We start from the raw sequence: 25,473 nt of genomic DNA, 5'->3' as shown, positions 1-25,473 counted from the left end.
CGGAAAGCCCGGTCCTTTAGAGGACCGGGCTTTCCTGCGTCCTGCCCCAGCAGCAACACCCCTTCACAGGCCAGACACAGGTGTGGCCGGATTCCCGCACAGGATGCCCGGCGAGGGTTGATGCGAAGCCGGCCCCACGCGCCGGCACCTGAGTCATAGGAGTAACGTGAGCGTCCTTGCCCGAAGCGTAGGCAATGCCTTCAGAAACAAGGTCCGCACCGCAGCAGTCGTAGCGGTGCTGGCCGTCGCCATCGGCCTGGCCTTGGCCATGCTGGTGGCGAACCAGGCGGTCGGAGCGAAGGTGCAGGAGCTCAACGCCTCCGTCGGCACCGTCCTGACCGTCAACCCCGCCGGCGGGCAAGGCTTCGAAGGCGGCGGTGAACCCCTCACAGCCGACCAGGCAGCCACCGCCGCCGGCGTGCCCAACGTCAGTGCCGTCGTCGGGACCTCCTCCCTCAGGCTGAGGAACGCTGCCGCAGCTGCGGCACAGGCGGCAGGCGGGACCGGCCAGGCCGGGCCCGGCGGCCAGACCGGACAGGGCGGCCCCGGCGGCCAGGCCGCAGCCACCCTCACCACCAGCCTCACCGCTGCGGTGGATGCCGGTACCCTGGGCAACCGCAACCAGCAGGCCAATGGAACCACCGGGTCCACCGGGACCACCCAGCAGCCGGTCCGCTCGCTGCCGATCACCGCCACGGGCATCGGCGCAGAGGTGGACACCACCGGCAAAGCCCTGAACATTACCCAGGGCACCGGTCTTGGCGACTACTCGGCAGCCTCCACCGGTGCGCTGCTGGGAACCACCCTGGCGGAGAAGAACAGCCTCTCCGTCGGCTCCACCTTCACCATCAATGACCAGGCCTACACGGTGACCGGACTGTTCGACGCCGGAACGGCCTTTGGCAACAACGCTGTTTACGTCACACTGCCCACGGCCCAAACACTCGCCGGGACACCCGGTGAGCTGTCCAGCATGATCGTCACCGTCAATTCCATGGACAACGTCGCCGCCGCCAAGACTGCCTTGCAGGCCGCCCTCGGCACCGACAAGGCGGACGTTACCCAGGGGCAGAACCTGCAGACCGCCGTCAGCTCCCTTGGCAGCGTCAAGAACATCTCCTTCATCGCCTTTGTCGCCGCGCTGGGGACCGCCGGGCTGATCATCCTGCTCATCATGGTGATGCTGGTCCGCGAGCGCCGCCGGGAAATTGGTGTCCTGAAGGCCATCGGCGCACCCAACCGCACCATCGGCCTGCAGTTCGTTCTCGAAGCACTGGTCCTCGCGGCCCTGGGCAGCGCAGTAGGGGCAGCGATCGCATCCTTCGCCAGCGGCGGGATCGCCTCGGCCCTGATCAGCAGCAACACCACCACTGCCACCGCCGGCCGCAACTTCCCGGCCGGCGCCGCGGGTGGAGGAAGCTTCCGCGGCGGGCAGGGCGGACCCTTCGGCGGCGCCTCCCAGCTGCTGAACTCCGTCACCGCAACCGCGTCCCCGGGAGTGATCGCCGGCGGCATCGCTGCCGTGTTCGGCGTGGCCATCATCGGCGCCCTGGTCCCCGCGCTGCTCACCGCGCGCATCCGTCCCATCGAAGTCCTGCGAGGAGAATAGCCATGATTGAAGTCAAGAACCTGGTCCGCACCTTCAACTCCGGTGACCGCACCATCAAGCCGGTCAACGATGTCAGCTTTGTCCTGGAGCAGGGCACCCTCGCCTCGATCGTGGGCAAGAGCGGAAGCGGCAAAAGCACCCTGCTGTCCCTCCTGGGTGCGCTGGACAAGCCCACCAGCGGCGACGTCGTCGTCAACGGCGTCAGCCTGGCCAGCCTGCCGGACAGCAAGCTGACGGAATACCGGCGCCGGGACATCGGCTTCGTGTTCCAGCAGTTCAACCTGATCCCCAACCTGTCCGCCGTGGACAATGTCATGCTGCCCATGGAATTCGCCGGCATGCGGAAGTCCGCCAGGCTGGAGCGGGCCAAGGGATTGCTGGAACAGGTGCAGCTTGATCCGACCAAGCACGACCGGCGGATCAACAGGCTCTCCGGCGGCGAGCAGCAGCGCGTGGCCATTGCCCGCGCCCTGGCCAACGAGCCGAAGCTGATCCTGGCCGACGAGCCCACCGGCAACCTGGATGAGCAGACCGGAGACCACATCATCGAGCTCCTCAGCTCGCTGAGCCGCGACCACAACACGACCATCCTGGTGGTCACCCACGACAGGGTCCTGGCGAACAAGACCGACCGCAGGTTCCGGCTGCAGCAGGGCAAGCTGACGGAAGAACCGGTCCGGGGACGGACTGCCGTCGCCGCCACGGCCTGACCCACGGAAGGGGGCCAAGGGAAGGGGTGTGCGCTCCAGCCCTTGGCCCCTTTTTGTCCATAACCTCCCCCTCGCAACAGGGTCTCCACTCCCGCGGTGCCGCTGTGACAGGATGGCAGCTATGAGCGCTCCCATTGCCCCACCATGGCTGTCCACGCAGCCTGACCAGGATCCCCGGACCGCCACCGGGACTCCCCTGCGCTGGGGAATCATCGCAACGGGCAGCATCGCCCGCGCCGTCTCCCAGGATCTGGCACTGCTTGAAGATGCCGAGCTCTATGCGGTCAGTTCCAGGGCGCAGGACACCGCGGATGCGTTTGCCGTGGCGTATGACTTCGCAAAGGCCTACGGGGACGACGGCGGGGTGCCCGGCTACCAGCGGCTGCTCGCCGATGAGGCGGTGGACGTCGTCTACGTCGCCACCCCGCACGCGCAGCACCACGAGATGGTCCTCGCCGCCCTGAACGCGGGCAAGCACGTGCTGTGCGAAAAGGCTTTCACTATCAACGCCCGGGAGGCGGCGGAGCTCATCGAGGTGGCGCGCAGCCGGAAGCTCTTCCTGATGGAGGCGGTCTGGAGCCGGTTCCTGCCGTCGATGCAGCGCGCTTTCGAGATTGCGGCGTCCGGCGAGCTGGGCGATATCCACTGGGTCACCGCAGACCTCGGATTCCCCGCGCCCTACTCCCCCACGGCCCGGTTGTGGGCCCGGAAGGACGGCGGAGGTGCACTGCTGGATCTGTCCGTCTACCCGCTGCTGTGGGCGCTGGGCACGCTTGGCTTCCCGCAGACCGTCAGCGCCACGGGCTTCGTCAACGACGACGGCGTGGACGCCCAGAACGCCCTGAGCCTTGGCTACGGCCACGCCGCCCAGGTCCAGCTCACTTCTTCCCTGCTGGCCCACGGGCCGCACACCGCCACGGTGGCAGGGAGCCTGGGTTTCCTGCAGAGCGTGGGTTCCATCAACAACCCCCGCGAACTGGTCATCGCCAAGGGGTGGGAGGACCGCCGGACGGAGACCTTCGACGTCGTGGGCAAGGGTTACGCGTACGAACTACGCGAGGTGATGCGGTGTGTCCAGCAGGGGCTGACCGAGAGCCCGGTCATGCCGCTCGAGGACACCCTGAACACGATGCGCCTCTTCGACGGTGTGCGCGCGCAACTCGGGGTGACCTACCCCAACGACAGCCGTTAGCAGGATCAAGAAGGCTGCGTACGACGGCGCCGGGCAGCTTTTGCTCGACGATCCAGTACCGTGACTTCCCGCTTCTTTGCAGTGACAGTTTCTGCGTCCGGTGCCGGCATTTGTAAATTCCCTTGAGTGAATGCTGGACTTCCGGCGATAAGCAGTCTTAGCATTTAGGCAGCATCGATTGCGCCGTTCACTGGGGGGTGGTACGCATGGCTCGTAGTAGTTCGCCATGGGCTGCCCTGCGCCCCGTACTTCTTGCCGGAGCGGCAGCCATTACCTGGCTGGCGCTTTCCTCAACGGCTGCCACCGCCGACACAGGTACTGATTCCTCCTCCCTGACCGGCGGCCTCACGAGTTCGGTGGCCTCCCTGACCCACGATCTTGCCTCAACGGTTTCACCGGTTCCTGCCGGCGCCGCGGGCGGGCCGGCTGCCGCGCCCGGGCTGCTGCAGCCTGTCGTAACGCCGGCTTCCGGCCTGGCCGACAACCTCATTGCCGCGGTTCCCGTGGTGGGCCAGGTGGTTCCAGCCGGAACTGTTTCCGGGGTCTCTGCTCCCCTTGTTGAGGTGGCCGACACCGTGGCTGCCGGTGTAGCCCAGGAACTTGCAGCCCCTGCAGCCGAGGCTCTTCCGGTCCTTGAGCCGGTGCTCGAACCGGTTTCAGATCTTCTGACCGGCGCTGCTCCGTTGCCCGTCCCGCCGTTGGATGACGTGCAGGTGGGCCTTCCCGGCACAGTGGTCCCCGCTCCCGCGCAGGAGCAGCCTGGAGCCGTGGAAGAGGCTCCGGATGCCATAGGCGCGGCCACGGGGTCTGCCCAGGCTGTTGAGGCACCACCTATAGCCTCAGCCACCCCTCGTGGGGCGCCCATGGAACCTTCGGCCGCACGCATCCTGGCCAACACGGCATTCGCGCAGGCCGGGGTGTTCGAGACCCCCGGCTCCGCAGCGGAGCAGCCGCTGGCCGTTGACCCGTTGCCTGTTCCTGCCCAGGCTCCCGCAGCCCCGGCATCCGGCACAGGCAGCGGAGGATCAGCGGGCGGCACGTCAGCTGCCGCCGCGTGGCTCAACCCCATCTACTTCGATTTTGAGGGGGCCGGCGCTGTCCGCGCCGACCGGTCCCCCGGGCACGTTCCCTCGCCGGTGTCATTCGACCCCGGTTCTTCCCCTGACTAGTTGAGGCCCCCTGCCCTCGCACGGGCAGCACGCGGCTTTACGGGCAGCTGTCCAGCGCCCGGACACTCAACTATTCCAGGAGTAAACACCATGAACTGCACACTTCGCAGGGGGCTGCTGAGCGCCCTCTTCGCCGGCGGCCTCCTGGCCTTCGGCTGCGCCACCGCCAACGCGGCGGACACCACCAGCGGGACGGACCTCTCCGCCTCCGCCCTCATCTCGGCGGCGGCACCCGCTGACTCGACGTCGTTGGGCCTGCTGGGTGACCCAACGCCGGCGGGATCAACAGGTGTCGCCGCCGCAGTGGACGCCAACCTCGGGCTTGGCGGCGTTACCAACCCCACCACCGACGGCACGGGAACCACGGCAGACCTCGCCGTCGACGCCAACGTGGACCTCGGGCTTGGCAACGTCACAAGCACCGACCCCGCAACCACCGCCACCACCGACCTGGCAGCCGCAGCGGACGTCAACCTCGGGCTCGGCAACGTCACAACCACCGACCCCGCAACCACCGGCACCACCGACCTGGCAGCCGCAGCGGACGTCAACCTCGGGCTCGGCGACACCACCGACCCCGCTACCGACGGCACGGGAACCACAGCAGACCTCGCCGTGGACGCAGCCGTAGATCTGGGCCTCGGCGGCATCACCAGCGGCGACGCCGCCGGAACCGCCGGCACCGTGGACGCAGCCGTCGACGTTGTTGTTGGCGGCGTCGCTGTCGGCGACATGGCACCCGCGGTCGATGCAGCCGCAGGCGTTGGGGTTGATCTCGGCACCGGAACCGCAGGCAGCGGCGCCGTCGACGCCGTCGCCGATCTGAGCATTGACCTGGGCATCGGGCTCACCGGTGACAACACCACGGGAACTCCGGGGACCTCCGATCCGGGTACCACCGCCCCGGGTGACGGCACCACCGGTGACACCGGAACCCTTGACCCCGGCACGGACAACCCGGGTTCGGACAACGCAGCGGACAATGGCGCCGGCAACGGCACCTCAGGCGATGACTCCACCGGCGGGTCCGGCACCACAGGCGTCGACGGCTTCACGGCAGCACCGGCTGGTTCCAGTGCAGTCAGCGGGGCCATCTCTCCTGTAACGGCGCCACAGGCTGCCACTGCCGGCAGCAAGCAGGCGGCCGGCACCGCTAACGGGGCCCACGCGGCCCTCGCCAACACGGGCTGGGACGGATCGCTGGTACCCCTGGCCCTGCTGCTCCTGGCCGCCGGGATCCTGGTGCTCCGCAGGCGCAAGGTTTCGTAGCGGCCGACGACAGAACGGTACGTGCCCGCACCTGTGCGCCTGAAACGGCAGCACGCCGCGGGCTGGCGGAAGGAGGTCAGCAGCCCCGAAACGCATTACCTGCATGAAACATGTCATCAGCACACATGTCCTTGTAGCCGGTGGTCCGGCGGTAAAGGTGTTTGGAAATCGCCGCCGGGCCGTCGGCGTGCCCGAAGGCGAAAGCCTAGGTCAATCGCCGGTTCTGCCCCACCGCCCGTATAATTTGAGGTACGACAGTGCCGCGGCGCACCGGGAGGAACGGTCATGGTGGCGGAATCGCCTAGCTCCATCAAGAATGAAGTTGTCGGCGGTCGCTACCGTTTGGGTGAGGTCGTAGGCCGTGGCGGAATGTCGTCGGTGTACTGCGCGCGGGACGAAAACCTGGGCCGCGATGTGGCTTTGAAGCTCTTCGCCCCGCAGGCACCGGACGCGGACGAGCTCAAGCGGCAGGAAGCCGAGATCCAGCTCCTGGCAACGCTCAATCACCCCGGCCTGGTGACACTTTTCGATGCAGGCATCGATGACCGCATACCGGATGAGCCCCGGCCGTTCCTGACCATGGAACTGGTGGAGGGCCAGGACCTGCGCGGCCGAATCCGCCACAGCACGGTTCCGTTGGAGGAGCTGTCCGTCATCGGCGCCGGCATCGCCGATGCCCTGGCCTACGTGCACGGCCTGGGCATCATCCACCGCGACATCAAACCGGGCAACATCCTCCTGGTCCAGATCCGGCCGGGTGAGCCGCTGCGGCCCAAGCTCACGGATTTCGGCATCGCGAGGATTGTGGATTCCACCCGGCTTACCGCCACGGGCACCATGGTGGGTACCGCCGCCTACCTCAGCCCGGAGCAGGCCCTGGGGAAACCCCTGTCGTCGGCCACGGACATCTATTCTTTGGGACTGGTGCTGCTCGAATGCATCAAAGGCGCCGTGGAATACCCCGGCAGTGCCGTGGAGTCGGCGGTTGCCCGGCTCCACCGGGCCCCGGAAATTCCCGACGACGTCCCCACCGAGTGGGCCGACCTGATCCGTTCCATGACCGCCATCGAGCCGCTGGAACGGCCAGCGGCCGCTGACATTGAAACGGCGCTGCGCCAGGCGCTGGTCTCCCCCGCGTCGACGCCGGGAGAGCTGACACCGGAAACGACCCGCGTACTGCCGGCCATGCCCTTCCACCCTCCCTCCATCACCGCGGAGGAATCGGTGGATGACGTGCGGGAAGCCGCGGCGGCATCCACGACTACTGATCCTGCCCCTGAAACAGAGGGCGGCAAGTCCGCTGCGAAGCCGCGCCTCACCCGGAGCCGGCGCATCTGGCTGGCCGTGGTGGTGGGTGTCCTGGTGGTCGCCGCAGCCGCCGCTGCGGTGCTGATGAGCATCTCCGCCCGCCCGGCCGACGTCGTCCCTTATCCGACCGTGACCGGCGTCCTGGGTGACCATCTGCAGGAACTCCAAAAGAGCGTGGCGCCGTGATCCTGAGGCAGGCCTCGCCAGGCCCGCTGCTGCTGGCCTGCGCCGCCGCTGCGCTGGCGGCGGCCCTGCTCAGTGCCTGCGCCGCTCCAGGGACCGGGCTCCAGCGCGAAGCTGCAACCCAGCTCCAGGCACGGGTACTTGAAGTAACGCAAGCTTCGTCCCAAAATGATCCCGCAGCCGCGCTGAAAGCGCTCGAGGGCCTGGAAGCGGACCTTTCGGCTGCGCAGGCCAAGGGCCAGGTCTCCGAGGAGAGGCGCCGCAGCATCACCACCGTGGCCAGTGCCGTCCGGGCAGACCTCAACGAAGCGATCAGCGCGCAGGCAGCGGCCGCGAAGGCTGCCGAAGACGCCCGGATCGCCGCCAGCCAGGCAGCACAGGCTCCTTCACCCGCTCCTGGCCCCGCATCGCAGCCAGCTCCCGCGCCGGCGCCGGCGCCGCACCGCTTCTTTGTGCCGGAGCGGCGGGTACTAGGCCAGGCTGGCGATGACCTTGTTCAGCGTGGTGGAGGGACGCATGACGGCGGACGCCTTGGCATCCTCCGGGCGGTAGTAGCCTCCGATGTCCACCGGTGAGCCCTGGACCCCGGCCAGCTCGCCCACGATCGTTTCCTCCTGGGTGGACAGCTCGTTGGCGACCGGGCTGAACGCGGCGGCCAGCTCGGCGTCGTCCGTCTGCTTGGCCAGTTCCTCTGCCCAGTAACGGGCCAGGAAGTAGTGGCTGCCACGGTTGTCCAGCTCGCCGGCGCGGCGGCTCGGGGACTTGTTCTCCAGCAGGAACGTGCCGGTGGCGCGGTCCAGCGTGTCGGCCAGGACCTGGGCCCGGGCGTTGCCGGTGGTGGTTGCCAGGTGCTCGAAGCTCACGGCCAGGGCCAGGAACTCACCCAGGCTGTCCCAGCGGAGGTGGTTTTCCTTCAGCAGCTGCTGGACGTGCTTGGGGGCGGATCCGCCGGCGCCGGTCTCGAAGAGTCCGCCGCCGTTCATCAGCGGGACAACCGAGAGCATCTTGGCGCTGGTGCCCAGTTCCAGGATGGGGAACAGGTCCGTGAGGTAGTCGCGGAGCACGTTGCCTGTGACGGAGATGGTGTCCTCGCCCTTGCGGATGCGCTCGAGGGTGAAGGCGGTGGCCTTGACCGGCGACATGATCTGCAGGTCCAGGCCCTCGGTGTCGTGGTCCTTCAGGTACTCGTTGACCTTGGTGATGAGGTTGGCGTCATGGGCGCGCTCCTCGTCGAGCCAGAACACGGCCGGGGTCTGGGAGGCGCGGGCACGGGTGACGGCCAGCTTGACCCAGTCGCGGATGGGGGCATCCTTGGTCTGGCAGGCGCGCCAGATGTCACCGACGGAAACCTCGTGCTCCAGCAGGACGTTTCCGGAGCCGTCCACAACCTGGACGGTGCCGGCTTCCTGGATTTCGAACGTCTTGTCGTGGCTGCCGTACTCCTCGGCTGCCTGTGCCATGAGGCCCACATTGGGGACCGTGCCCATGGTGGTGGGGTCGTAGGCGCCGTTGGCGCGGCAGTCGTCGATGACCACCTGGTAGATACCGGCGTAGGAGCTGTCCGGCAGGACTGCCAGGGTGTCGGCTTCCTTGCCGTCCGGGCCCCACATGTGGCCGGAGGTGCGGATCATGGCGGGCATGGAGGCGTCCACGATGATGTCGGAGGGCACGTTCAGGCTGGTGATGCCCTTGTCGGAGTCCACCATTGCCAGTGCAGGGCCGTCTTCCAGGCCCTTCTTGATCAGGTTCTGGACGCCTTCGCGGACATCGGCCGGCAGGTCCTCGAGGCTGCTCAGGATGGCTGCGAGGCCGTTGTTGGGGCTGATGCCGGCGGCGGAAAGCTGCTTGCCGTAGGTTTCGAACAGCTCGGAGAAGTACGCCTTCACCACGTGGCCGAAGATGATGGGGTCCGAGACCTTCATCATGGTGGCCTTCAGGTGTGCGGAGAACAGCACGCCCTCTTCCTTGGCGCGGGCAACCTGGGCCTTGAGGAACTCGTCCAGGGCGGCGGCGCGCATCACGGTTCCGTCGATGACCTCACCGGCCAGGACCGGGAAAGCTTTCTTCAGGACCTTGACCGAGCCGTCTTCACGGACCAGCTGGATGGCGATGGTGCCGTCGTTTTCGATGACGACGGACTTCTCGTTGGAACGGAAGTCGTCCTGGGCCATGGTGGCCACGTTGGTCTTGGACTCCGGGGTCCACGCGCCCATGGAGTGCGGGTTCTGGCGGGCGTAGTTCTTGACGGACAGCGGAGCGCGGCGGTCCGAGTTGCCTTCGCGCAGGACCGGGTTCACGGCGGAGCCCTTGATCTTGTCGTAGCGCGAGCGGATGGCGGTCTCCTCGTCCGAGGACGGGTTGTCCGGGTAGTCCGGCAGCGCGTAGCCCTTGCCCTGCAGCTCTGCAATGGCGGCCTTCAGCTGCGGGATGGAGGCGCTGATGTTGGGCAGCTTGATGATGTTGGCTTCCGGCGTCTTCGCCAGCTCACCGAGTTCAGCAAGGGCGTCACCGATCTGCTGCTCGGGGGTCAGGTAGTCACCGAAGACGGCGATGATGCGGCCGGCGAGCGAAATGTCGCGGGTCTCCACCTCCACACCTGCTGTCGAAGCGAACGCCTCGATGATGGGCAGGAACGAATAGGTAGCCAGCATCGGCGCTTCGTCGGTGTGGGTGTAGATAATCTTGGACATGCGCGGGCGTCTCCCTGTGGGTCGGCTTGGTTGTGAAAAATTCGGTCTATTTCACCATGTACAACTTACCCGAGGACCCGGCTTTGAACCGTACCGGGGGCCCAGCGTTACCCCGGCGGTGAGCAGGATTACAGCGATGGAGAACGGACGACGCCGGCACGCGGCCTGGGTGCCGGTGCCTACGGCCTGCGTACGGTGCGGATGGGGAGGGGAAAGGGTCCGGGACGCTATTTGATATCTCACTACTGTGTACAAACTTGCCGGGTGACGATAAGTTCGCTAAGTCACTCCCGCCCCAGGGCCCACCCCCCTTTCAGACAGGACAACAATGACACGCACCAGGTCTCTGGCTTCCGGCCTCCTGACTCTTTCGGCGGCCGCCGTGCTCGCACTCACTGCTGCCGGTGGCGCCTCCGCCGCGCCGGCTTCGTCGGACGGAAACGAATCTCCGTCGGTGGCCAGCGTCACGCTCGATGCCGGCGCTGCAGCCGATTACTGGACTCCCGAGCGGATGCAGGCAGCCGTTCCTGGTGACACGCTGGCCGGCAAGGCCCTGGAACGCGGAAACCGCTCGAACCCTGCCTTGGTGGAGAAAGGCAAGCCGTCCTCCACCAAGGGCACCAAGGGCAAACCCACGATTGCCAAGAGTGAGAACCCCGTCTCCCACATCGGCAAGGTCTTCTTCACGCTCGGCGGAACGAACTATGTCTGCTCCGGCAACGCCGTCACCTCGACCAACCGCAGCGCTGTGGCAACGGCCGGGCACTGCGTGAACGAGGGCCCGGGCGCGTACGCCACCAACTTCGTCTTCGTCCCCGCCTATGACAACGGGGCGGCCCCCTACGGCAAGTGGACCGCCAAGGCCCTTTATGCCCCCACCCAGTGGGCTTCCACCGGCGACATGACCTATGACACGGGCTTCGCCGTGATGAACCCTGATACCAAGGGGCGGAAGCTGACCGACGTCGTCGGCGGCTCCGGCACTGCCTTCAACCAGGCCCGGGGCCTGACCTACACGTCGTACGGCTACCCGGCAGCGGCGCCCTTCAACGGTGAGACCCTCAAGAGCTGCACCGGGACAGCGTCCAATGATTCCAACAACCCCCAGTTCAACACCCAGGGCATTCCGTGCGACATGACCGGCGGTTCATCCGGCGGTCCGTGGTTCATCGGCAAGGGTTCCGATGGCCTGCAGAACTCCATCAACAGCTACGGCTACAACGGCTCCGCAGTGATGTACGGCCCGTATTGGGGCGACGTCATCAAGGCCACCTACACCAGTGCAGCCAAGTCCTAAGGCATCTGATCCGGACCAGGATCCCGCCGTCAGCCACGCGGACCTGACCCAGTCGCCCGAGGAAATTCTCGAGTACTGGACCGAGGAGCGGATGGCGGCAGCGAAGCCCCGGGAGATTCAGCTTCCGGAGCCCGAACGTCCTACCGACCAGGACTAAGCCGAAACAACAACGACGGCGCCCGCCCCCTATCCAGGGGGCGGGCGCCGTCTCGTTAATCCGGGCCCACGCCGCCCGGTTTCCCTGCCGGGCGCAGCGGGTTCAGGGCGGCGGTGGGGATCAGTGGAAGAAGTGGCGGGCTCCCGTGAAGTACATCGTGATGCCGGCAGCGTTCGCTGCGGCAATGACTTCCTCATCCCGGACAGAACCGCCCGGCTGCACCACGGCGCGGACACCGGCGTCGATCAGGATCTGGAGGCCGTCGGCGAACGGGAAGAACGCGTCCGAAGCAGCAACGGCACCGCGGGCACGCTCAGGTGCGCCGCTCGCGTCCGCGTTGGAGGCACCGCCGGCACCGTCGACGTCGGACTCCACCGAGACGCCCAGCGTGTTGGCCCGCTCCACGGCGAGGCGGCAGGAATCAAGCCGGTTGACCTGGCCCATGCCGATGCCCACAGCGGCGCCGTTCTCTGCGAGGAGGATGGCATTGGACTTCGCGGCCCGGCATGCGGTCCAGGCGAAGGCAAGGTCCGCGAGGGTCTTTTCGTCCGCGGCTTCACCGGCGGCGAGGGTCCAGTTGGCGGGGTTGTCGCCGTCGGCGTCCACCTTGTCGCTGACCTGCACCAGCATGCCGCCCGAGACCTGGCGGAACTCCGTGGGGTAGCGGCCGTAGCCCTCGGGCAGGGCCAGCAGGCGGATGTTCTTCTTCTTGGAAAGGATCTCCACCGCCTCCGGCTCGAAGCCCGGAGCGATGACCACCTCGGTGAAGATGTCCTTGACGGTGTTGGCCATGCCGGCGGTCACCGTGCGGTTCGCGGCGATCACGCCACCGAACGCGGAGACCGGATCGCAGGCGTGGGCCTTGGCGTGGGCATCGGCGATGGGGTCCGCGGCACCGGCGGATCCCACGGCCACGCCGCACGGGTTGGCGTGCTTGATGACGGCGACGGCGGGCTCGGCGAAGTCGTACGCGGCGCGCAGGGCGGCGTCGGCGTCAACGAAGTTGTTGTAGCTCATGGCCTTGCCGTGCAGCTGGTCCGACTGGGCGATGCCGACCGGCGCAGCCTTGTCCACGTACAGGGCAGCCTGCTGGTGCGGGTTCTCCCCGTAGCGGAGGACCTCGGAGCGTTCCAGGGACAGGCCGGCGTAGGCGGGCCAGTCGATGACGCCGTCACCGTCCTCGTCAAGGAACTGGCTTGCGGTCCAGGTGGCCACCGCATTGTCGTAGGCGGCGGTGTGGGCGAAGGCCTTCGCGGCGAGGCGGCGGCGGGTTTTCAGGTCGAAGCCGCCTTCCGCGGCGGCCTCCACCACCTGCCCGTAGAAGGACGGGTCCACCACGATGGCGACGGCGGCGTGGTTCTTTGCGGCCGACCGCACCATGGCGGGGCCTCCGATGTCGATCTGCTCCACGACGTCGTCCTGCGCGGCACCGGACTTGACCGTTTCCACGAACGGGTAGAGGTTCACCACCACCAGGTCGAAGGCTTCGATGTCCATGCTGGCGAGGGTTTCCATGTGGGCCGGGACGCGGCGGTCCGCCAGGATGCCGCCGTGGACGCGCGGGTGCAGCGTCTTGACGCGGCCGTCCAGCATCTCGGGCGAACCGGTGACCTCCTCGACCTCCTGCACGGGAATGCCCGCGGCGGCGATCTTCTTGGCCGTGGAGCCGGTGGAGACGAGCTTCACGCCCGCTGCGTGAAGGCCGGAGGCGAGCTCCTCCAGACCGGTTTTGTCGTAAACCGAGATCAGGGCCCGGCGGATGGGTACACGGTCAATGGATACGCGCTCATGCTGCGTGAAGCTCACAAATGTCTCCGTCTTATCTCGCGGAACAAGCCGCGGTTGGTGGGGATAGGGCCAGTTTATCGCGAAGGGCGCGGTTGGCCGGTGTCGGCCGGAGTGTGAACACCGTGGGCGCGGGCTAGAGTTTTGACCAGGAGGCGGCGATGAACACTTACACCACTGTGCCCAGCGGCGAACAGGTGGTCCAGGAACTGCCCTGGCGATGGAAAGTCCAGGGCAGGATCTTCCTGATCGGGGGTCTCGGCTTCATGTTCGACGCCTGGGACGTGACCCTGAACGGCATCCTGATCCCGCTGCTGTCCAAGCACTGGTCGCTGTCCGCCGGGGAGGCGGCCTGGGTAGGAACTGCGAACCTGATCGGCATGGCGCTGGGCGCGTTCATCTGGGGCACCATCGCGGACACCGTGGGGCGGAAGAAGGCGTTCACCGCCACGCTGCTCCTGTTTTCCATCTTCACCGTGCTGGGCGCCTTCTCCCCCGACTTCATCTGGTTCTGCATCTTCCGGTTCATGGCCGGGTTCGGCCTGGGCGGCTGCATCCCGGTGGATTACGCACTGGTGGGCGAGTTCACCCCGCGGAAGCAGCGCGGCAAGGTGCTCACCGCCATGGACGGCTGGTGGCCGGTGGGCGCAGCCCTGGCCGGGTTCGTCTCGGCCGGCCTGGTGGCCCTATACGGCGACTGGCGACTGACCATGCTGGTCATGGTGCTGCCCGCCCTGCTGGTCTTCTGGATCCGGCGGAGCGTGCCGGAGTCCCCGCTGTTCCTGATCCGGAAGGGCCGAAGGGAAGAAGCGGCCAAGATCATTGACGGCCTGGTGGAAGCCACCGGCGCGGAACCGCGGGCATACAGCCTTCCCGATGCCCGGGACGTCCCGCGGCTTTCCGCCGGCAGCGCCTGGACCCAGCTGCGTTCGGTATGGCAGTTCAACTGGAAGATCACAGCCGCCGCCTGGTCCCTGTTCTTCAGCATCCTGCTGGTGTACTACCTGTCCCTGACGTGGATGCCCCGGATCCTCATCGGTGCCGGCTTCGCCGAATACAAGGCGTTCCTCACCACGGCGTCCATGGCCGCCGTCGGCTTCCTGGGCGTGGTGGTGGCCGCCCTCCTGGTGGAGCGGGTGGGGCGCAAATGGATCCTCGCCATCACCGGTCCGCTGTCCGCGCTGACGTTGGTGATCGTGGCATTCGTGGTGGACATTCCCACGGCCGCGGTGTTCTGGCTGCTGGTGTTCGGGTTCGTGGTGCAGGTAGCCATTCCGGTGCTCTACGCCTACGTGTCAGAGCTCTACCCCACCGAGTTGCGGGGCACCGGGTTCGGTTGGGCATCCACATTTTCCCGGCTGGGTGCGGGGTTTGGCCCGCTGGTCTTCGCCAACTACTTCTGGCCGGAACTTGGGCTGGCCACTTCCTTCGCCCTGGCCGGCGCCCTGGTGCTGGCCTCCGTGCTGTGGATGGCGTTCTTCTCCCCCGAAACACGCCAGGCCCGCCTGCAGTAACCCGCGCTAGGCGGCGGAATAATCCGGGTCCGCGGCGAGGGCGGCCAGGGTGGAAACCAGGAGCCGCCGTTCCACCACCTTGATGCGTTCGTGCAGGGTTTCCTCGGTGTCCGAGTCCTCGATAGCCACGGCTTCCTGGGCAATGATGGGGCCGGTGTCCACGCCGGCGTCTGCCCAGTGCACGGTGCAACCGGTGACCTTGACGCCGTAGGCCATGGCGTCGCGCACGCCGTGGGCGCCCGGAAAAGCGGGGAGCAGCGCCGGGTGTGTGTTGAGGTACCTGCCATTGAATGTGTCGATGAAATCCGGGCTGACAATCCGCATGAACCCGGAGGACACCACGACGTCCGGCGCGTAGGCGGCGACGGCCCTGGCCAGCGCGGCGTTCCAGTCGGCACGGTCCGGGTAGGCCTTGAAGTCCACCACAAAGGTGGGGATGCCGGCGGCAGCGGAGCGTTCGACGCCGTGGGTTCCTTCGCGGTCGGCGCCCACCGCCGCGATTTCCACGTCGAGCTCCCCCGCCTTGACGGCGTCGATAACTGCCTGGAGGTTGGAACCGGTGCCGGAAACGAGGACGACGATACGCATTGGTCCAGCTTAGGTGCAGGCTCGCGTACGCTGGAAAACATGAACAGCGAACCGGGCCGGAGCGGGCGGCAGCAGGCCAGGCGCCCGCTCAGCGAGGCCGCGAAAGCCTCGCTCGCCAAGACCCACACCCTGTTCAGGACGTTCGTGGTCACGGTCCTCGGCGCGTTCTTCGTGTACCAGCTGGACGTGGGCTACCTGTGGCTGACCATCCTGCTCACCGCCGCGAGCTTGGTCCTGGGCATAGTCCTGCTGGTCCGGTCCATCCGGTTGAAGGAATCCAAGCTGGTCCTCCTGGGCACCATTTCCGGGCTGGTGGTGGCAGCCGTGATGGTGCTGCTGATCGTCACCACATTGGTCCTGTTTGACCAGGTGCGCGAGTACCAGGCCTGCCTGGGCCGGGCGCTCACGGACCGGGCCACCCAGGCGTGCATGGTGCAGTTCCAGGACGTCCTGCCCGCCAGGGTTCCCTAGCCCCGGAGTGGTCCTATTGGACCAGTTCCCCTTCGCGGTCGGCCGCGCCGGTTTTCTCCCGTTCCAGCCAGGGTCCTGCCGCGTAGCCAATGACGACGCCGGCGCCCACCTCCGCAGCCACCGACAGGGCCGTCCACAGCGGGTCAGGACCAATCGCGGTCAGGCGTCCCAGTCCTGCTGACCCCCGCGCAATCCAGGCCAGGCCCATAACCAGGAGGCCGGCTGCCAGCCCCGCGAGCACACCGAGGACCAGGGTGGAGACGGTGGCGGTGAACCAGCGGGCGTGGACCTTGATGGCGAGCCACTCGTCAAAGTGGTTTTCCCCCTCCCGTAGGAACCACCATCCCGCCATGACTCCCGCCAGCACGGGGACGATCAGGGCGACGGCGGCGTAGTCCAGGGATCCTGACGGGATGGCGGCCAGGACAGGTATTGATGGCAGCGGCCCCATGGCCGTGCCCAGCGCCCCTGCCTGGGATCCGGCGCCGAGGGCAAAACCGGCTCCTGACGTCCATGCGAGCGCGAAGACCACAAGGTTGGGCAGGAAGCCCAGCTGCGCGATGGTGAGGGCGGCACCTCCCACCGGGCCGGCGTCGAGCGCTTCATACACGGACACCACGAGGTTCCAGTGGATGAACAGGTCGACTGCCAGCAGCGCAGCGGCCAGGGTGAGGGCGGCTGCGACGGCGACAAAGCCTGCCTTCGCCGCGGAGGCGAAGTAGGAGCCGGCCCAGCGGGAATGCTGGCTGGTGCGGGAGATCCAGTCCACCGCGTCGACGCCGATAAGCCGGCTCCAGGAGCCCGCTTCCCTTCGCGCCCCGACCACCATGCCGAGGCCGAAAGGGACCAGGGGAACCAGCATGGCGTACCAAAGATTGATGACGACGTCGCTGCTGCGGCAGACGAACCCGGTGGCTGCGCCGAACGCTGCATAGACTGCCCACGAGCCCAGCAGGGCCTGCCACAACTGGTCCGTATAGGAGGCCCGCGCGAGCCTTCGGCCGGCCCGCCACGCCAGGAGGAATGGGATCAGGGTCAGGCCCAAGGGAATCAGGCTCAGCGTGCCGGACCCGCCGTGGGTGGCGGTCCCCGGTCCGGCGCCGGCAAGCTCCAGCGGCACCCCGTGGACCAGGAGCCAGGACTGCCCTGCCAGGCGTGCGAGGACTTCGAACTGCCCGTTCTGGAACCCTGCGGTGGCCCAGACTGCCACGATGGGCGCCACGACCACCAGCGCTGAGATGATGGCCGCCTGCGCCGCTTCGAGGGCACCCTGCAGCCACAACGGCATGGGAAGGCCACGGTCTCCGGTCTGATCAGCGCGCAGTTTCATCGTGTTCCATGGTGTCACGCCGGGTGTGCCGTGTCCGCGAACGACAGGCTCGCCGGCGGCACTGATCAAGATCCACATGCCCGGCGGTCCGGCGCTTTTTGCCCTGCCCCGCCGTAAAATTGGTAGAAACCAACACCTGCGCCCCCGCCGGGGCATCCTGCGTTTTCTGCTGGCCGTGGGCGTGAACCGGACCAGCCTCCCACCCGGATACCGTCAACCGGGAAAACAGGAGCCGCGAATGAGAGATGAACCGTAAGTTCTGAAGATATTCGTCCTACTGGCTGGTGCAGCTTCCGCCTTCAGCGCGGCTGCACCAGCGTTTTTAAACTGTGCGGCGCCGGGAGCCTCCAACCAGGCTCCCGGCGCCGTTCACCGTGTCGGGCCCGCTGCTCCAGCCAGCCGGCCCTGCGGACTTAGCGGGAACAGAGTTCCCCGGTCCGGTCAGCGACGCGTGTCGCCGTCCGTTTCGATGTTTTCCTTGCGGACTTCCTCGTTGACGGTGACGTCGTCGCGGACTGTCACTTTGTCCAGCCGGACCCGCTCGACGGGAACGGTCTCCTTCTCCACCACGGGGCGTTCCTCATGCAGGACCACCTCGTGCTCTTCCTCGCTGATACCCGGACCGTCCATGGCGGAGCCGCGGTTGGCGTCCGTGATGGGCTCGCGCTCTACGCGGACCTCTTCGCGTTCCACCGGGATCGTCTTGGTGACATTCTCGGTGGTGACGTACTTGCGCAGGCGGGCCCGGCCCGCGGTCTCGCGCTCCTTGCCCACGTGCAACTGTTCTTCGGACCGGGTCATGGCGTCGTCCGTGGTGGGGCCGGACGTATCGTGGCCCACGGTCCCGTGCGTGTGGGTGTCCCGGTCGGGAGTAATTCCGGCGGTTGGGGTGCCGGCGTTCAGGTCCGCATCGCCCTGAAGGTCGACGTCGCCGGAGGTGTCACTGGTGGCCTCGGTGTAGGTCCGTGCGCCGCGGTCGTAGTACGTGTACAGCCGGTCCTCTTCCTCGGGGGTGAGGTGGCCGTCGGCATCCACGCGGGGGGCGTCCTTGACGTGCTCCTTGGTGAAGGGCACCACCAGGTCCTCGCCCTGGTTGTGGGCACCCTCAACCGGCACGAAGGATTCAGACGTGCCGAAGAGGCCGGTCTTTACGGTGACCCAGGTGGGTTCACCCGTATCGTCGTCTGCGTACAGCTGTCCGATTGAACCGATCTTCGTGCCGTCGGAACCGACCACGTGGCCGCCCTTGGTGAGCAGGTTTTCAAGGTTTTCCCTGTTGAGCATGACGTCTCCTTGGATGGTCGTTGCACTGGGTCTGCCAGCAGTGGATGTTCCGGACCGGGGCTTTCTCCCGTCATCCGGCTTCCGCCCCGGCTGCTTGAGGCTCTGCGCTGACTGCCCTACTACCGTAAGCATGCTTAGCATCAAATGCCAAGCCTACTTAGTAATTTTCTTGGACGGCCGGGGCAGCTGTTCACCCGGCCTTCTCCTCCGGGTAACGCTTTTTCCCCCGCCATTTCAAGGACGGCGCGCACGGTGAAGGGGTGAGGATCGCAATCGTCGCCGAATCATTCCTGCCGTTGATGAACGGCGTCACCCATTCAATCCTTCGGGTCCTGGACCACCTCCAGGAGCGCGGCGACGACGTCCTGGTCATCGCCCCGTCAGCGCAGGAGGGAGCCGAGCCGGGCCAGGTCAAGGGAGCGAAGGTCCAACGGCTCCCGGCAGTTCCGCTGGCCGGCTACACGAATGTACGGGTGGCACTGGGAGGTGTGTACCGGGTCAAGCGAATCCTTGCCGAGTACGCGCCGGACGTGGTGCATCTCGCCTCGCCGTTCGTCCTTGGCTGGCGCGCAGCGCAGGCGGCGCACCAGCTCGGCATCCCCACGGTGGCGATCTACCAGACCGAAGTTCCCAGCTACGCCGCCCGGTACGGCGTTCCCTTCCTGGAGAACTGGGCCTGGAACAGGGTGGAGAATATCCACCTGCTGGCCTCACGCACCCTGGTGCCCTCCACGTTCGCGCTGAACCAGTTGCGCGGCCGGGGCATCCCGCGGGTGCGGATGTGGCGCCGCGGCGTGGACACCGCCCGGTTTTCGCCGGAAAAGCGCGACGACGGGTGGCGGGCTTCGGTTGCCCCGGACGGGGAACGCATCATCGGCTACGTGGGCAGGCTGGCCGTCGAAAAGCAGGTGGAAGACCTTGCGGCCCTCGCCGGCATTCCCAACACCAAGCTGGTGGTGGTGGGCGACGGCCCGCAACGGGCAGCCCTGGAGGCGGCCCTCCCCCAGGCGGTATTCACCGGTTTCCTGGGCGGTGAAGACCTGGCGCGGACGGTGGCATCCTTCGACTTGTTCGTCCATCCCGGCGAGTTCGAAACCTTCTGCCAGACCATCCAGGAGGCCATGGCGTCGGGTGTACCGGTGGTGGCGACGGGCCGGGGCGGCCCCTTGGACCTGGTGGAGAATTCACGCACCGGCTGGCTCTACGAACCGGGTGACCTGTCCGCCATGCGCGCCCGGGTGCAGGACCTGATGGGCGACGACGCCAAACGCCGCGCCTTCGCGGCCGCGGCCCACGCCTCGGTCCAGGACAGGACATGGCCGGCGCTTTGCACGGAACTGGTACGGCACTATTCGGACGTCATCGCGGCAGTCCCCGCACCCCCGCGGAAGGCCTCAAAGGCAGGAGCAACATCATGAAAATATCCGTGATCGGCTGCGGGTACCTCGGCGCCGTCCACGCGGCAACCCTCGCGTCCATGGGCCACAGCGTTGTGGGCATCGACGTGGATCCCGGCAAGGCGGCCCAGCTGGCGCAGGGAGCCGCACCGTTCCACGAACCGGGGCTTGACGAACTCCTGGCGCACGGCCGCGCGACCGGACGGCTGCGCTTCTCCACGGATCCGGCCGAGGCGCGCACTGCCCAGGTGCACTTCCTGTGCGTGGGGACGCCCCAGGACAAGAAGTCCGACGCCGCCGACCTGACCTTCCTGGTCTCCGCCGTGGAAGGGCTGCTGCCGCACCTGGCCGCAGGCGCCGTCGTCGTCGGTAAATCCACGGTGCCCGTCGGCACTGTGGACATGCTCCGGGAGATCCTCGCACAGCGGCCGGACGTGCTGCTCGGCTGGAACCCCGAATTCCTGCGGCAGGGCACTGCCGTCAAAGACTCACTGGTCCCGGACCGGCTGGTCTACGGCGTTGACGGCGGCCGCCCCGCCGCTTTCGACCCCTGCACCGGGGCACCGACAGGAGTGACTGCGGCCCTGGACGCCGTGTACGAACCACTCCTTGCTGCCGGCATTCCCCGGCTGGTCTGCAACTTCGCCACGGCTGAACTCATCAAGTCCGCCGCGAACGCGTACCTGGCCACGAAGGTGAGCTTCATTAACGCCGTGGCCGAACTGTGCGATGCCGCGGGCGCCGACGTTACGGAGCTCAGCGAGGCAATGGGGCTGGACCCGCGGATCGGCGGCCGGTACCTGCACGCCGGGCTCGGTTTCGGCGGCGGCTGCCTGCCGAAGGACATCCGCAGCTTCCGCACCCAGGCCGCAACCCTGGGCGTCCCTGCGGTGGAGGACTGGATGCGGCTGGTGGATACGGTGAACCTCGGCCAGCGGGAGCGCACGGTGGGACTTGCTGCAGAGTTGTGCGGCGGAACCCTCGCCGGGCGTTCCATCACCGTGCTGGGCGCATCCTTCAAGCCCGACACCGACGATATCCGCGACTCCCCCGCCCTGGATGTTGCGGACCGGCTGGCCGCTGCCGGGGCCCACGTCACCGTCACGGATCCCAAAGCAGTGAACCTTGCCTGGCGCCGCTATCCGCGGCTTCGGTTCGAGGCGTCCGCTGCGCGGGCGCTCCAGGATGCCGAGCTGGTGCTGCTCCTCACCGAGTGGGATGAGTACCGGCAGCTGTGTCCCGCTGCGGCCGGGCAGCAGGTACGACGCCGGGTGGTCCTGGACGCACGCAACGTGCTGGATGCGGCGGCCTGGCAGGAACAGGGCTGGGTGGTCCGCGGGCTCGGAACATCCGCCAGCGCCTTGGCGGCGGCCGCAGTGCGTTGAGGGCCGGCTCCGCGGAGGGCTAACCCAGCAGCCCGAGCTCCGCGAATGCCAGCGCCACGCCGTTGCCCGCCGGCGGGGCGGTGATCCGGTCCGCCACGGCAAGCACTGCGGGATGGCCACCTTCCACCCCGATGCCCACGGCCGCGTACTCAAGCATTTCGATGTCGTTGGCGCTGTCGCCGATGGCCACGATGTCCGCCCGGTCCAGGCCGAGCCGGGCCTCCACTACCTGGATGCCCACCGCTTTGTGGGTGCCGGCCATGAAGATCTCCCCGGCACGGTCCCCCAACGCCGACAGTGAACTGGGGATCAACCCCACCCCTGGCCCGAAGTCCGCCATCAGGCGGGTCAGCGGCACCGGTGAGTCAAAGCAGGAGATTTTGGCGTAGGAGGTGGCGCGGAGATCGTCGGAGTACTGCATCGGTCCCAGGATGTCCTCCAGCGGATCGACATCCGTACTGAGGATGCCGTCATGCTGGGGACGGCCGGCAAAGATAGGCCCCAGGACCTCCCGGAGCCGGCGGCCCACGCCTGTACGGCCGTGCAGCGCCTCCGGCGCTTCCAGGATGTAGGCGGCACCGTGGGCGTCGAGCGTTTCAACGAGGCGCGCTGCGAGCCCAGGTTCAAAACGCGCGTCCCGAAGGACTTCACCACCCACCTCTACCCGGGCACCCGCCCCGGTAATGGTGCCGTCGAAGCCCGCGTCCAGGATGTGCCCGGGGACCATGGAGAGGGGACGCCCGGTGCAGACGAACACCCGGTGGCCCAGCTTGCGGGCGGTCCGGACGGCGTCGACATGCGCCTCGGGAGCCAGCCCATGGTCGGCGTAGGTGCCGTCGATGTCAAGGAATATGGCCCGCGGCCGCTGGGTCTGGCTGGACATGCGAGCTCCTTCAACAAAAAGCAGGGACACCCAGATCCTATCGGCAGCGGTTTCTCGACGGCACGGGGTTCTCCCACGTCAGGGGCCAAACTGATAGTCATCCTGTGATATTGGAGGTCTTGCAGATTAGTAAGCCTGCTGATTGAATGAGGGAACCGGAAATGGGGGCCCGGCACAACTGACTGACAAGGAGTGGCAACATGGGCATTATCGGATTTCTCATTTTGGGCCTGATTGCTGGAGCCATTGCAAAGGCCATCCTGCCGGGCCGCCAGGGCGGGGGCTGGGTGGTCACCATGGTCCTCGGCGTTGTCGGAGCCATCCTGGGCGGCTGGATCGGATCGTTGATCTTCGGCGGCGGCCTGGCGGAGTTCTTCGACCTCAGGACCTGGCTGCTGGCTATCCTCGGCTCGATCGTCGTGCTGCTGATCTACGGCGCCGTCACCAACCGCAGCGGCCGCCGGGCGTAGCCGCTTCCACATAAACCATCAGTAAGAGGCGCCGGACTCCGCAAGGAGGACGGCGCCTTTTACGTCCCGCCACACGCTGGTGCGGACTCAATATGAACCCGCCGGCACCCACCCATTTCCCCCCTCCTGCCTTTATGATGGCGAAGGGGTGGTGTGATGACCGGTTTTCTTGGCCGTGACAACAATGTGGCATTACAAACTTTTGGTGCGGTCATGGATGCAAGTCCGGACGCACTTCTGGCCCTTGCTGCGGACGGTGCCGTACTGGCGGCCAACGCCGCGGCCGCCAGGATGTTCGGACTGCAGCAGGAAGCCTTCTCCGGCCTGCACTACCGGATGCTTATCGGACAGGGCTTCCACGACGAAGTGGCCCTTCTGCTGCACCGGCTGCTGACCCTGCCGGACGAGCTTCCGCCACCGCAGGAAATCACTGCGCTGGGACGGGACGGGACCGAGATCCCCGTTGAACTTGCCGCCGCGCCCCTCCCCCACCCGGAACCGCACGGTCCCGGCGCCAACCCGGGCGGGAGCGTGCCGCCGATGGCCCGGCTGCTGCTCTCCATCCGCGGGACGGCACACCGCAAGGCAGCCGATGCCAACCTCCGCGAGGCGATGTCGCTGCTGACGGCCACCCTTGAATCAACGGCGGACGGCATCCTGGTGATTGGGACCGACGGCAGCGTGGCCGGGTTCAACGACCAGTTCCTCACAATGTGGGGCATCCCTGCCGAGATGATGGAGGCCGACAGCGAGGAGCCCGCGCTTCGGCTGGTCATGGCACAGATTGCGGATCCCGTGCCCTTTGCCGCGCGGCTGGGCCAAGTCCAGGAGGACCCGTCAGCCGAAAGCCATGACGTTGTGGAACTGCGCGACGGCCGGACCTTCGAGCGGTACTCGCGCCCGCAACGGGTCGGCGAGAAAATCGTGGGCCGGGTGTGGAGCTTCCGCGATGTGACGCCGCGGCGGAAGGCACAGGAGCAGGCCCACCGGGCCATGATGGACCTCGCGGTCCAGGCGGAGAAGCTCCGTGCCATGGCCTTCCAGGACCCGCTGACCGGGCTCGCGAACCGTGCGGTGTTCAACGATGCCTTGGCCGAATCACTGCAGGAACCCCGGCTGAAGACGGTGGATGTCCTGCTCCTGGACCTGGACGACTTCAAGGAAGTCAACGACATCCTCGGCCACCAGGCGGGTGACGACATGCTCGTCGAGGTTGCGCGCCGGCTCCGTGGCTGCGTCCCGACGGCCGACGTCGTGGCCCGGCTGGGCGGGGACGAGTTCGTGGTGCTCCTGACGGCCTGCCCCGACGCTGACGCCATCGCGGCGTGCATTGTGCGCTGCCTGCATGTCCCGGTGACCATCAGCGGCACCGTCCTCCGTCCCAGCCTGAGCCTGGGGGTGGCCTCCCTGGGCCAGGACAGCATGGGACCTTCCGAGCTCCTGCGGCACGCCGACATTGCGATGTATGCGGCCAAGGCGGCCGGAAAGAACCGGTTCCTGCGGTTCCACCCGGACATGATGCAGGCGCTGGTCCAGCGGACGCACATGGAAAGCGGCCTGCAGCTGGCCGTCCCGCGCGGCGAGATTACCGTCGACTTCCAGCCGATCGTCTCCCACCGCATGGGTCAGGTGGTCCAGCTGGAGGCGCTGGCCAGGTGGGACCGGGGCGGCGAGCGGGTACCGCCGTCGATCTTCATCCCGCTCGCCGAGCGCACCGGGCTGATTGGTGAGATCGGGGCCGAAGTGATGGCCACCGGCATGGTGCAGCTGGCACGCTGGCTCAGCGAGGATCCGTCACGGTCCCTGGCCGTGAATGTCTCCGGCGTGCAGCTGCAGGAACCGGACTTTGCCGAGGGCGTCCTGAAGCTGGCCGAAGCCAGCGGCGTTGCACCCTACCAACTGGTGGTGGAAGTTACCGAAAGCGTGTTTTTCGACGCCGACTGCAGCCTGATCCAACAGCTCGGCGCGCTGCGGGACGCCGGTGCCCGGGTGGCGCTGGACGATTTCGGCACCGGCTATTCGTCGCTGGGCCGGCTGCAGGACCTGCCCGTGGACACCGTCAAGATCGACAAGACCTTCGTATCCATGGTGCGGACCGGGAACGAGCGGCTGCCGATCCTCAGTTCCATGATCAACATGGCGCACAGCCTGGGCCTTACAGTTACGGCGGAAGGAATCGAGACGGCCGCGCAAGCGGATTACCTGACGGCGCTGGAGTGCGATTCGCTGCAGGGGTATCTGTTCTCGCTGCCGGAGCCCGGTGAGCGGCTGGGCCAGGCGTTGAACCACGCAGAAGAGGCCCTCCATGCCCTGAAGGGCAGGTAGCCGGGGCTGCCCGTCGTCCTAGGCTGCTTCCTGGCGGCCGGAGCGCTGCGGCTTTGCGGGCGCGGCATGGGAGTCCTGGGGCTGGGCGGAGTGCGGTGCCTCGCCGGAAGCGGCGGACGCGACGGCCGGCCCGGCGGTGGCGGCTGACGCGGCAGCACGGTTGCGGCGCCAGCGGCGCACCAGGTCGACGGCGGCGAGCAGCCCGGCGAGCGGGGTCAGCACGGCTGCGGCGTAGACGAACAGCACCCACGTCAGCGTGGTCAGCGGCGGCTGGTTGTTGTTCAGCAGCGACAGCCCGCCCAGCATGCCAACCACCCAGAACAGCAGGACGGCCGTCAGCACGGCGCCGGCAGGGAAATACTGGTTGGTCACGATTTTTTTCAGGGTTTCCATGCACTTCCTCCTGCCTGGCCGGGGGACGGCAAAAGCCGTTCAATGACCAGTATGGGCCCCGGCA

22 protein-coding genes are annotated in these 25,473 nt (G+C 67.3%); 15 read left to right on the top strand and 7 right to left on the bottom strand.

The window, feature by feature from the left end:
* Positions 1 to 166: 166 nt before the first annotated feature.
* The 7 genes from AC1DIP_RS19560 (at position 167) to AC1DIP_RS19530 (ending at position 8,015) form a co-directional block, all read left to right on the top strand.
* Positions 167 to 1,609, top strand: a complete 1,443-nt coding sequence (locus AC1DIP_RS19560) for an FtsX-like permease family protein (protein WP_476209911.1) — start codon at positions 167 to 169, stop codon at positions 1,607 to 1,609.
* Positions 1,610 to 1,611: 2 nt separating this feature from the next.
* Positions 1,612 to 2,319 carry an ATP-binding cassette domain-containing protein gene (locus AC1DIP_RS19555; protein ID WP_476209909.1) on the top strand — a complete coding sequence of 236 codons (708 nt, stop codon included), beginning with the start codon at positions 1,612 to 1,614 and terminating at the stop codon, positions 2,317 to 2,319.
* 121 nt (positions 2,320 to 2,440) lie between these two features.
* Positions 2,441 to 3,511, top strand: coding sequence for a Gfo/Idh/MocA family protein (locus AC1DIP_RS19550; protein ID WP_477734774.1), 1,071 nt, complete (start codon positions 2,441 to 2,443; stop codon positions 3,509 to 3,511).
* 206 nt (positions 3,512 to 3,717) lie between these two features.
* Positions 3,718 to 4,680, top strand: a complete 963-nt coding sequence (locus AC1DIP_RS19545) for a hypothetical protein (protein ID WP_477734773.1) — start codon at positions 3,718 to 3,720, stop codon at positions 4,678 to 4,680.
* A 90-nt stretch (positions 4,681 to 4,770) separates the two neighbouring features.
* Positions 4,771 to 5,949, top strand: a complete 1,179-nt coding sequence (locus AC1DIP_RS19540; RefSeq protein ID WP_477734772.1) for a hypothetical protein — start codon at positions 4,771 to 4,773, stop codon at positions 5,947 to 5,949.
* A 285-nt stretch (positions 5,950 to 6,234) separates the two neighbouring features.
* Positions 6,235 to 7,443 (top strand): serine/threonine-protein kinase, encoded by a 1,209-nt coding sequence (locus tag AC1DIP_RS19535; RefSeq protein WP_477734771.1) that lies wholly within the window; start codon positions 6,235 to 6,237, stop codon positions 7,441 to 7,443.
* Positions 7,440 to 8,015, top strand: coding sequence for a hypothetical protein (locus AC1DIP_RS19530; protein ID WP_477734770.1), 576 nt, complete (start codon positions 7,440 to 7,442; stop codon positions 8,013 to 8,015). The genes AC1DIP_RS19535 and AC1DIP_RS19530 overlap by 4 nt, the downstream gene beginning before the upstream one ends.
* On the opposite strand, the gene AC1DIP_RS19525 is transcribed toward AC1DIP_RS19530, so the two are convergent.
* The gene (locus tag AC1DIP_RS19525) at positions 7,911 to 10,130 is read right to left on the bottom strand and encodes an NADP-dependent isocitrate dehydrogenase (protein ID WP_477734769.1); all 2,220 of its coding nucleotides are present in this window, start codon (positions 10,128 to 10,130) and stop codon (positions 7,911 to 7,913) included. The genes AC1DIP_RS19530 and AC1DIP_RS19525 overlap by 105 nt on opposite strands.
* 328 nt (positions 10,131 to 10,458) lie before the next feature.
* Here AC1DIP_RS19525 and AC1DIP_RS19520 point away from each other — a divergent pair, with 328 nt between their 5' ends.
* Both AC1DIP_RS19520 and AC1DIP_RS19515 read left to right on the top strand, forming a co-directional pair.
* Positions 10,459 to 11,427 (top strand): trypsin-like serine peptidase, encoded by a 969-nt coding sequence (locus tag AC1DIP_RS19520; protein ID WP_477734768.1) that lies wholly within the window; start codon positions 10,459 to 10,461, stop codon positions 11,425 to 11,427.
* Positions 11,411 to 11,584: a hypothetical protein gene (locus AC1DIP_RS19515; protein WP_477734767.1), complete on the top strand. Its 174-nt coding sequence runs from the start codon at positions 11,411 to 11,413 to the stop codon at positions 11,582 to 11,584. Before AC1DIP_RS19520 ends, AC1DIP_RS19515 begins: the two co-directional genes overlap by 17 nt.
* A 120-nt stretch (positions 11,585 to 11,704) precedes the next feature.
* Here the strand turns inward: AC1DIP_RS19515 and purH are convergent, their stop codons facing one another.
* On the bottom strand, positions 11,705 to 13,390 hold the full coding sequence (gene purH / locus AC1DIP_RS19510; protein ID WP_477734766.1) for a bifunctional phosphoribosylaminoimidazolecarboxamide formyltransferase/IMP cyclohydrolase: 1,686 nt from the start codon (positions 13,388 to 13,390) through the stop codon (positions 11,705 to 11,707).
* 140 nt (positions 13,391 to 13,530) lie between these two features.
* Here purH and AC1DIP_RS19505 point away from each other — a divergent pair, with 140 nt between their 5' ends.
* Complete coding sequence (locus AC1DIP_RS19505) at positions 13,531 to 14,883, top strand: MFS transporter (protein WP_476209891.1); 1,353 nt, start codon at positions 13,531 to 13,533, stop codon at positions 14,881 to 14,883.
* A 6-nt stretch (positions 14,884 to 14,889) separates the two neighbouring features.
* Here AC1DIP_RS19505 and purN read toward each other — a convergent pair whose 3' ends face one another.
* On the bottom strand, positions 14,890 to 15,471 hold the full coding sequence (purN, locus tag AC1DIP_RS19500; RefSeq protein WP_477734765.1) for a phosphoribosylglycinamide formyltransferase: 582 nt from the start codon (positions 15,469 to 15,471) through the stop codon (positions 14,890 to 14,892).
* 39 nt (positions 15,472 to 15,510) lie between these two features.
* Between purN and AC1DIP_RS19495 the strand changes: the two genes are divergently transcribed.
* A complete protein-coding gene (locus AC1DIP_RS19495; RefSeq protein WP_477734764.1) occupies positions 15,511 to 15,942 on the top strand; it encodes a hypothetical protein in 432 nt (143 codons plus the stop codon).
* A gap of 13 nt (positions 15,943 to 15,955) precedes the next feature.
* On the opposite strand, the gene AC1DIP_RS19490 is transcribed toward AC1DIP_RS19495, so the two are convergent.
* Together AC1DIP_RS19490 and AC1DIP_RS19485 are read right to left on the bottom strand one after the other, a co-directional pair.
* Positions 15,956 to 17,272 (bottom strand): cell division protein PerM, encoded by a 1,317-nt coding sequence (locus AC1DIP_RS19490; protein ID WP_477734763.1) that lies wholly within the window; start codon positions 17,270 to 17,272, stop codon positions 15,956 to 15,958.
* 441 nt (positions 17,273 to 17,713) lie between these two features.
* Positions 17,714 to 18,556, bottom strand: coding sequence for a PRC and DUF2382 domain-containing protein (locus AC1DIP_RS19485; protein WP_477734762.1), 843 nt, complete (start codon positions 18,554 to 18,556; stop codon positions 17,714 to 17,716).
* Between the two features lie 260 nt (positions 18,557 to 18,816).
* Between AC1DIP_RS19485 and AC1DIP_RS19480 the strand changes: the two genes are divergently transcribed.
* Positions 18,817 to 19,974 carry a glycosyltransferase family 4 protein gene (locus tag AC1DIP_RS19480; RefSeq protein ID WP_477734761.1) on the top strand — a complete coding sequence of 386 codons (1,158 nt, stop codon included), beginning with the start codon at positions 18,817 to 18,819 and terminating at the stop codon, positions 19,972 to 19,974.
* Positions 19,971 to 21,338 (top strand): UDP-glucose dehydrogenase family protein, encoded by a 1,368-nt coding sequence (locus AC1DIP_RS19475; protein ID WP_477734760.1) that lies wholly within the window; start codon positions 19,971 to 19,973, stop codon positions 21,336 to 21,338. Before AC1DIP_RS19480 ends, AC1DIP_RS19475 begins: the two co-directional genes overlap by 4 nt.
* Before the next feature lie 19 nt (positions 21,339 to 21,357).
* Here the strand turns inward: AC1DIP_RS19475 and AC1DIP_RS19470 are convergent, their stop codons facing one another.
* On the bottom strand, positions 21,358 to 22,221 hold the full coding sequence (locus AC1DIP_RS19470; RefSeq protein WP_477734759.1) for an HAD hydrolase family protein: 864 nt from the start codon (positions 22,219 to 22,221) through the stop codon (positions 21,358 to 21,360).
* 200 nt (positions 22,222 to 22,421) lie between these two features.
* Here AC1DIP_RS19470 and AC1DIP_RS19465 point away from each other — a divergent pair, with 200 nt between their 5' ends.
* On the top strand, positions 22,422 to 22,691 hold the full coding sequence (locus tag AC1DIP_RS19465; protein ID WP_477734758.1) for a GlsB/YeaQ/YmgE family stress response membrane protein: 270 nt from the start codon (positions 22,422 to 22,424) through the stop codon (positions 22,689 to 22,691).
* A 156-nt stretch (positions 22,692 to 22,847) separates the two neighbouring features.
* Positions 22,848 to 25,016, top strand: coding sequence for a putative bifunctional diguanylate cyclase/phosphodiesterase (locus AC1DIP_RS19460; RefSeq protein ID WP_477734757.1), 2,169 nt, complete (start codon positions 22,848 to 22,850; stop codon positions 25,014 to 25,016).
* Positions 25,017 to 25,034: 18 nt separating this feature from the next.
* Here the strand turns inward: AC1DIP_RS19460 and AC1DIP_RS19455 are convergent, their stop codons facing one another.
* Entirely contained in the window at positions 25,035 to 25,409 is a 375-nt protein-coding gene (locus tag AC1DIP_RS19455) for a hypothetical protein (RefSeq protein WP_477734756.1), read from the bottom strand.
* Positions 25,410 to 25,473: the final 64 nt, after the last annotated feature.

The organism is Pseudarthrobacter sp. 05T312 (genome assembly GCF_056396685.1).
This window is presented reverse-complemented; position numbering and strand designations above follow the sequence as displayed.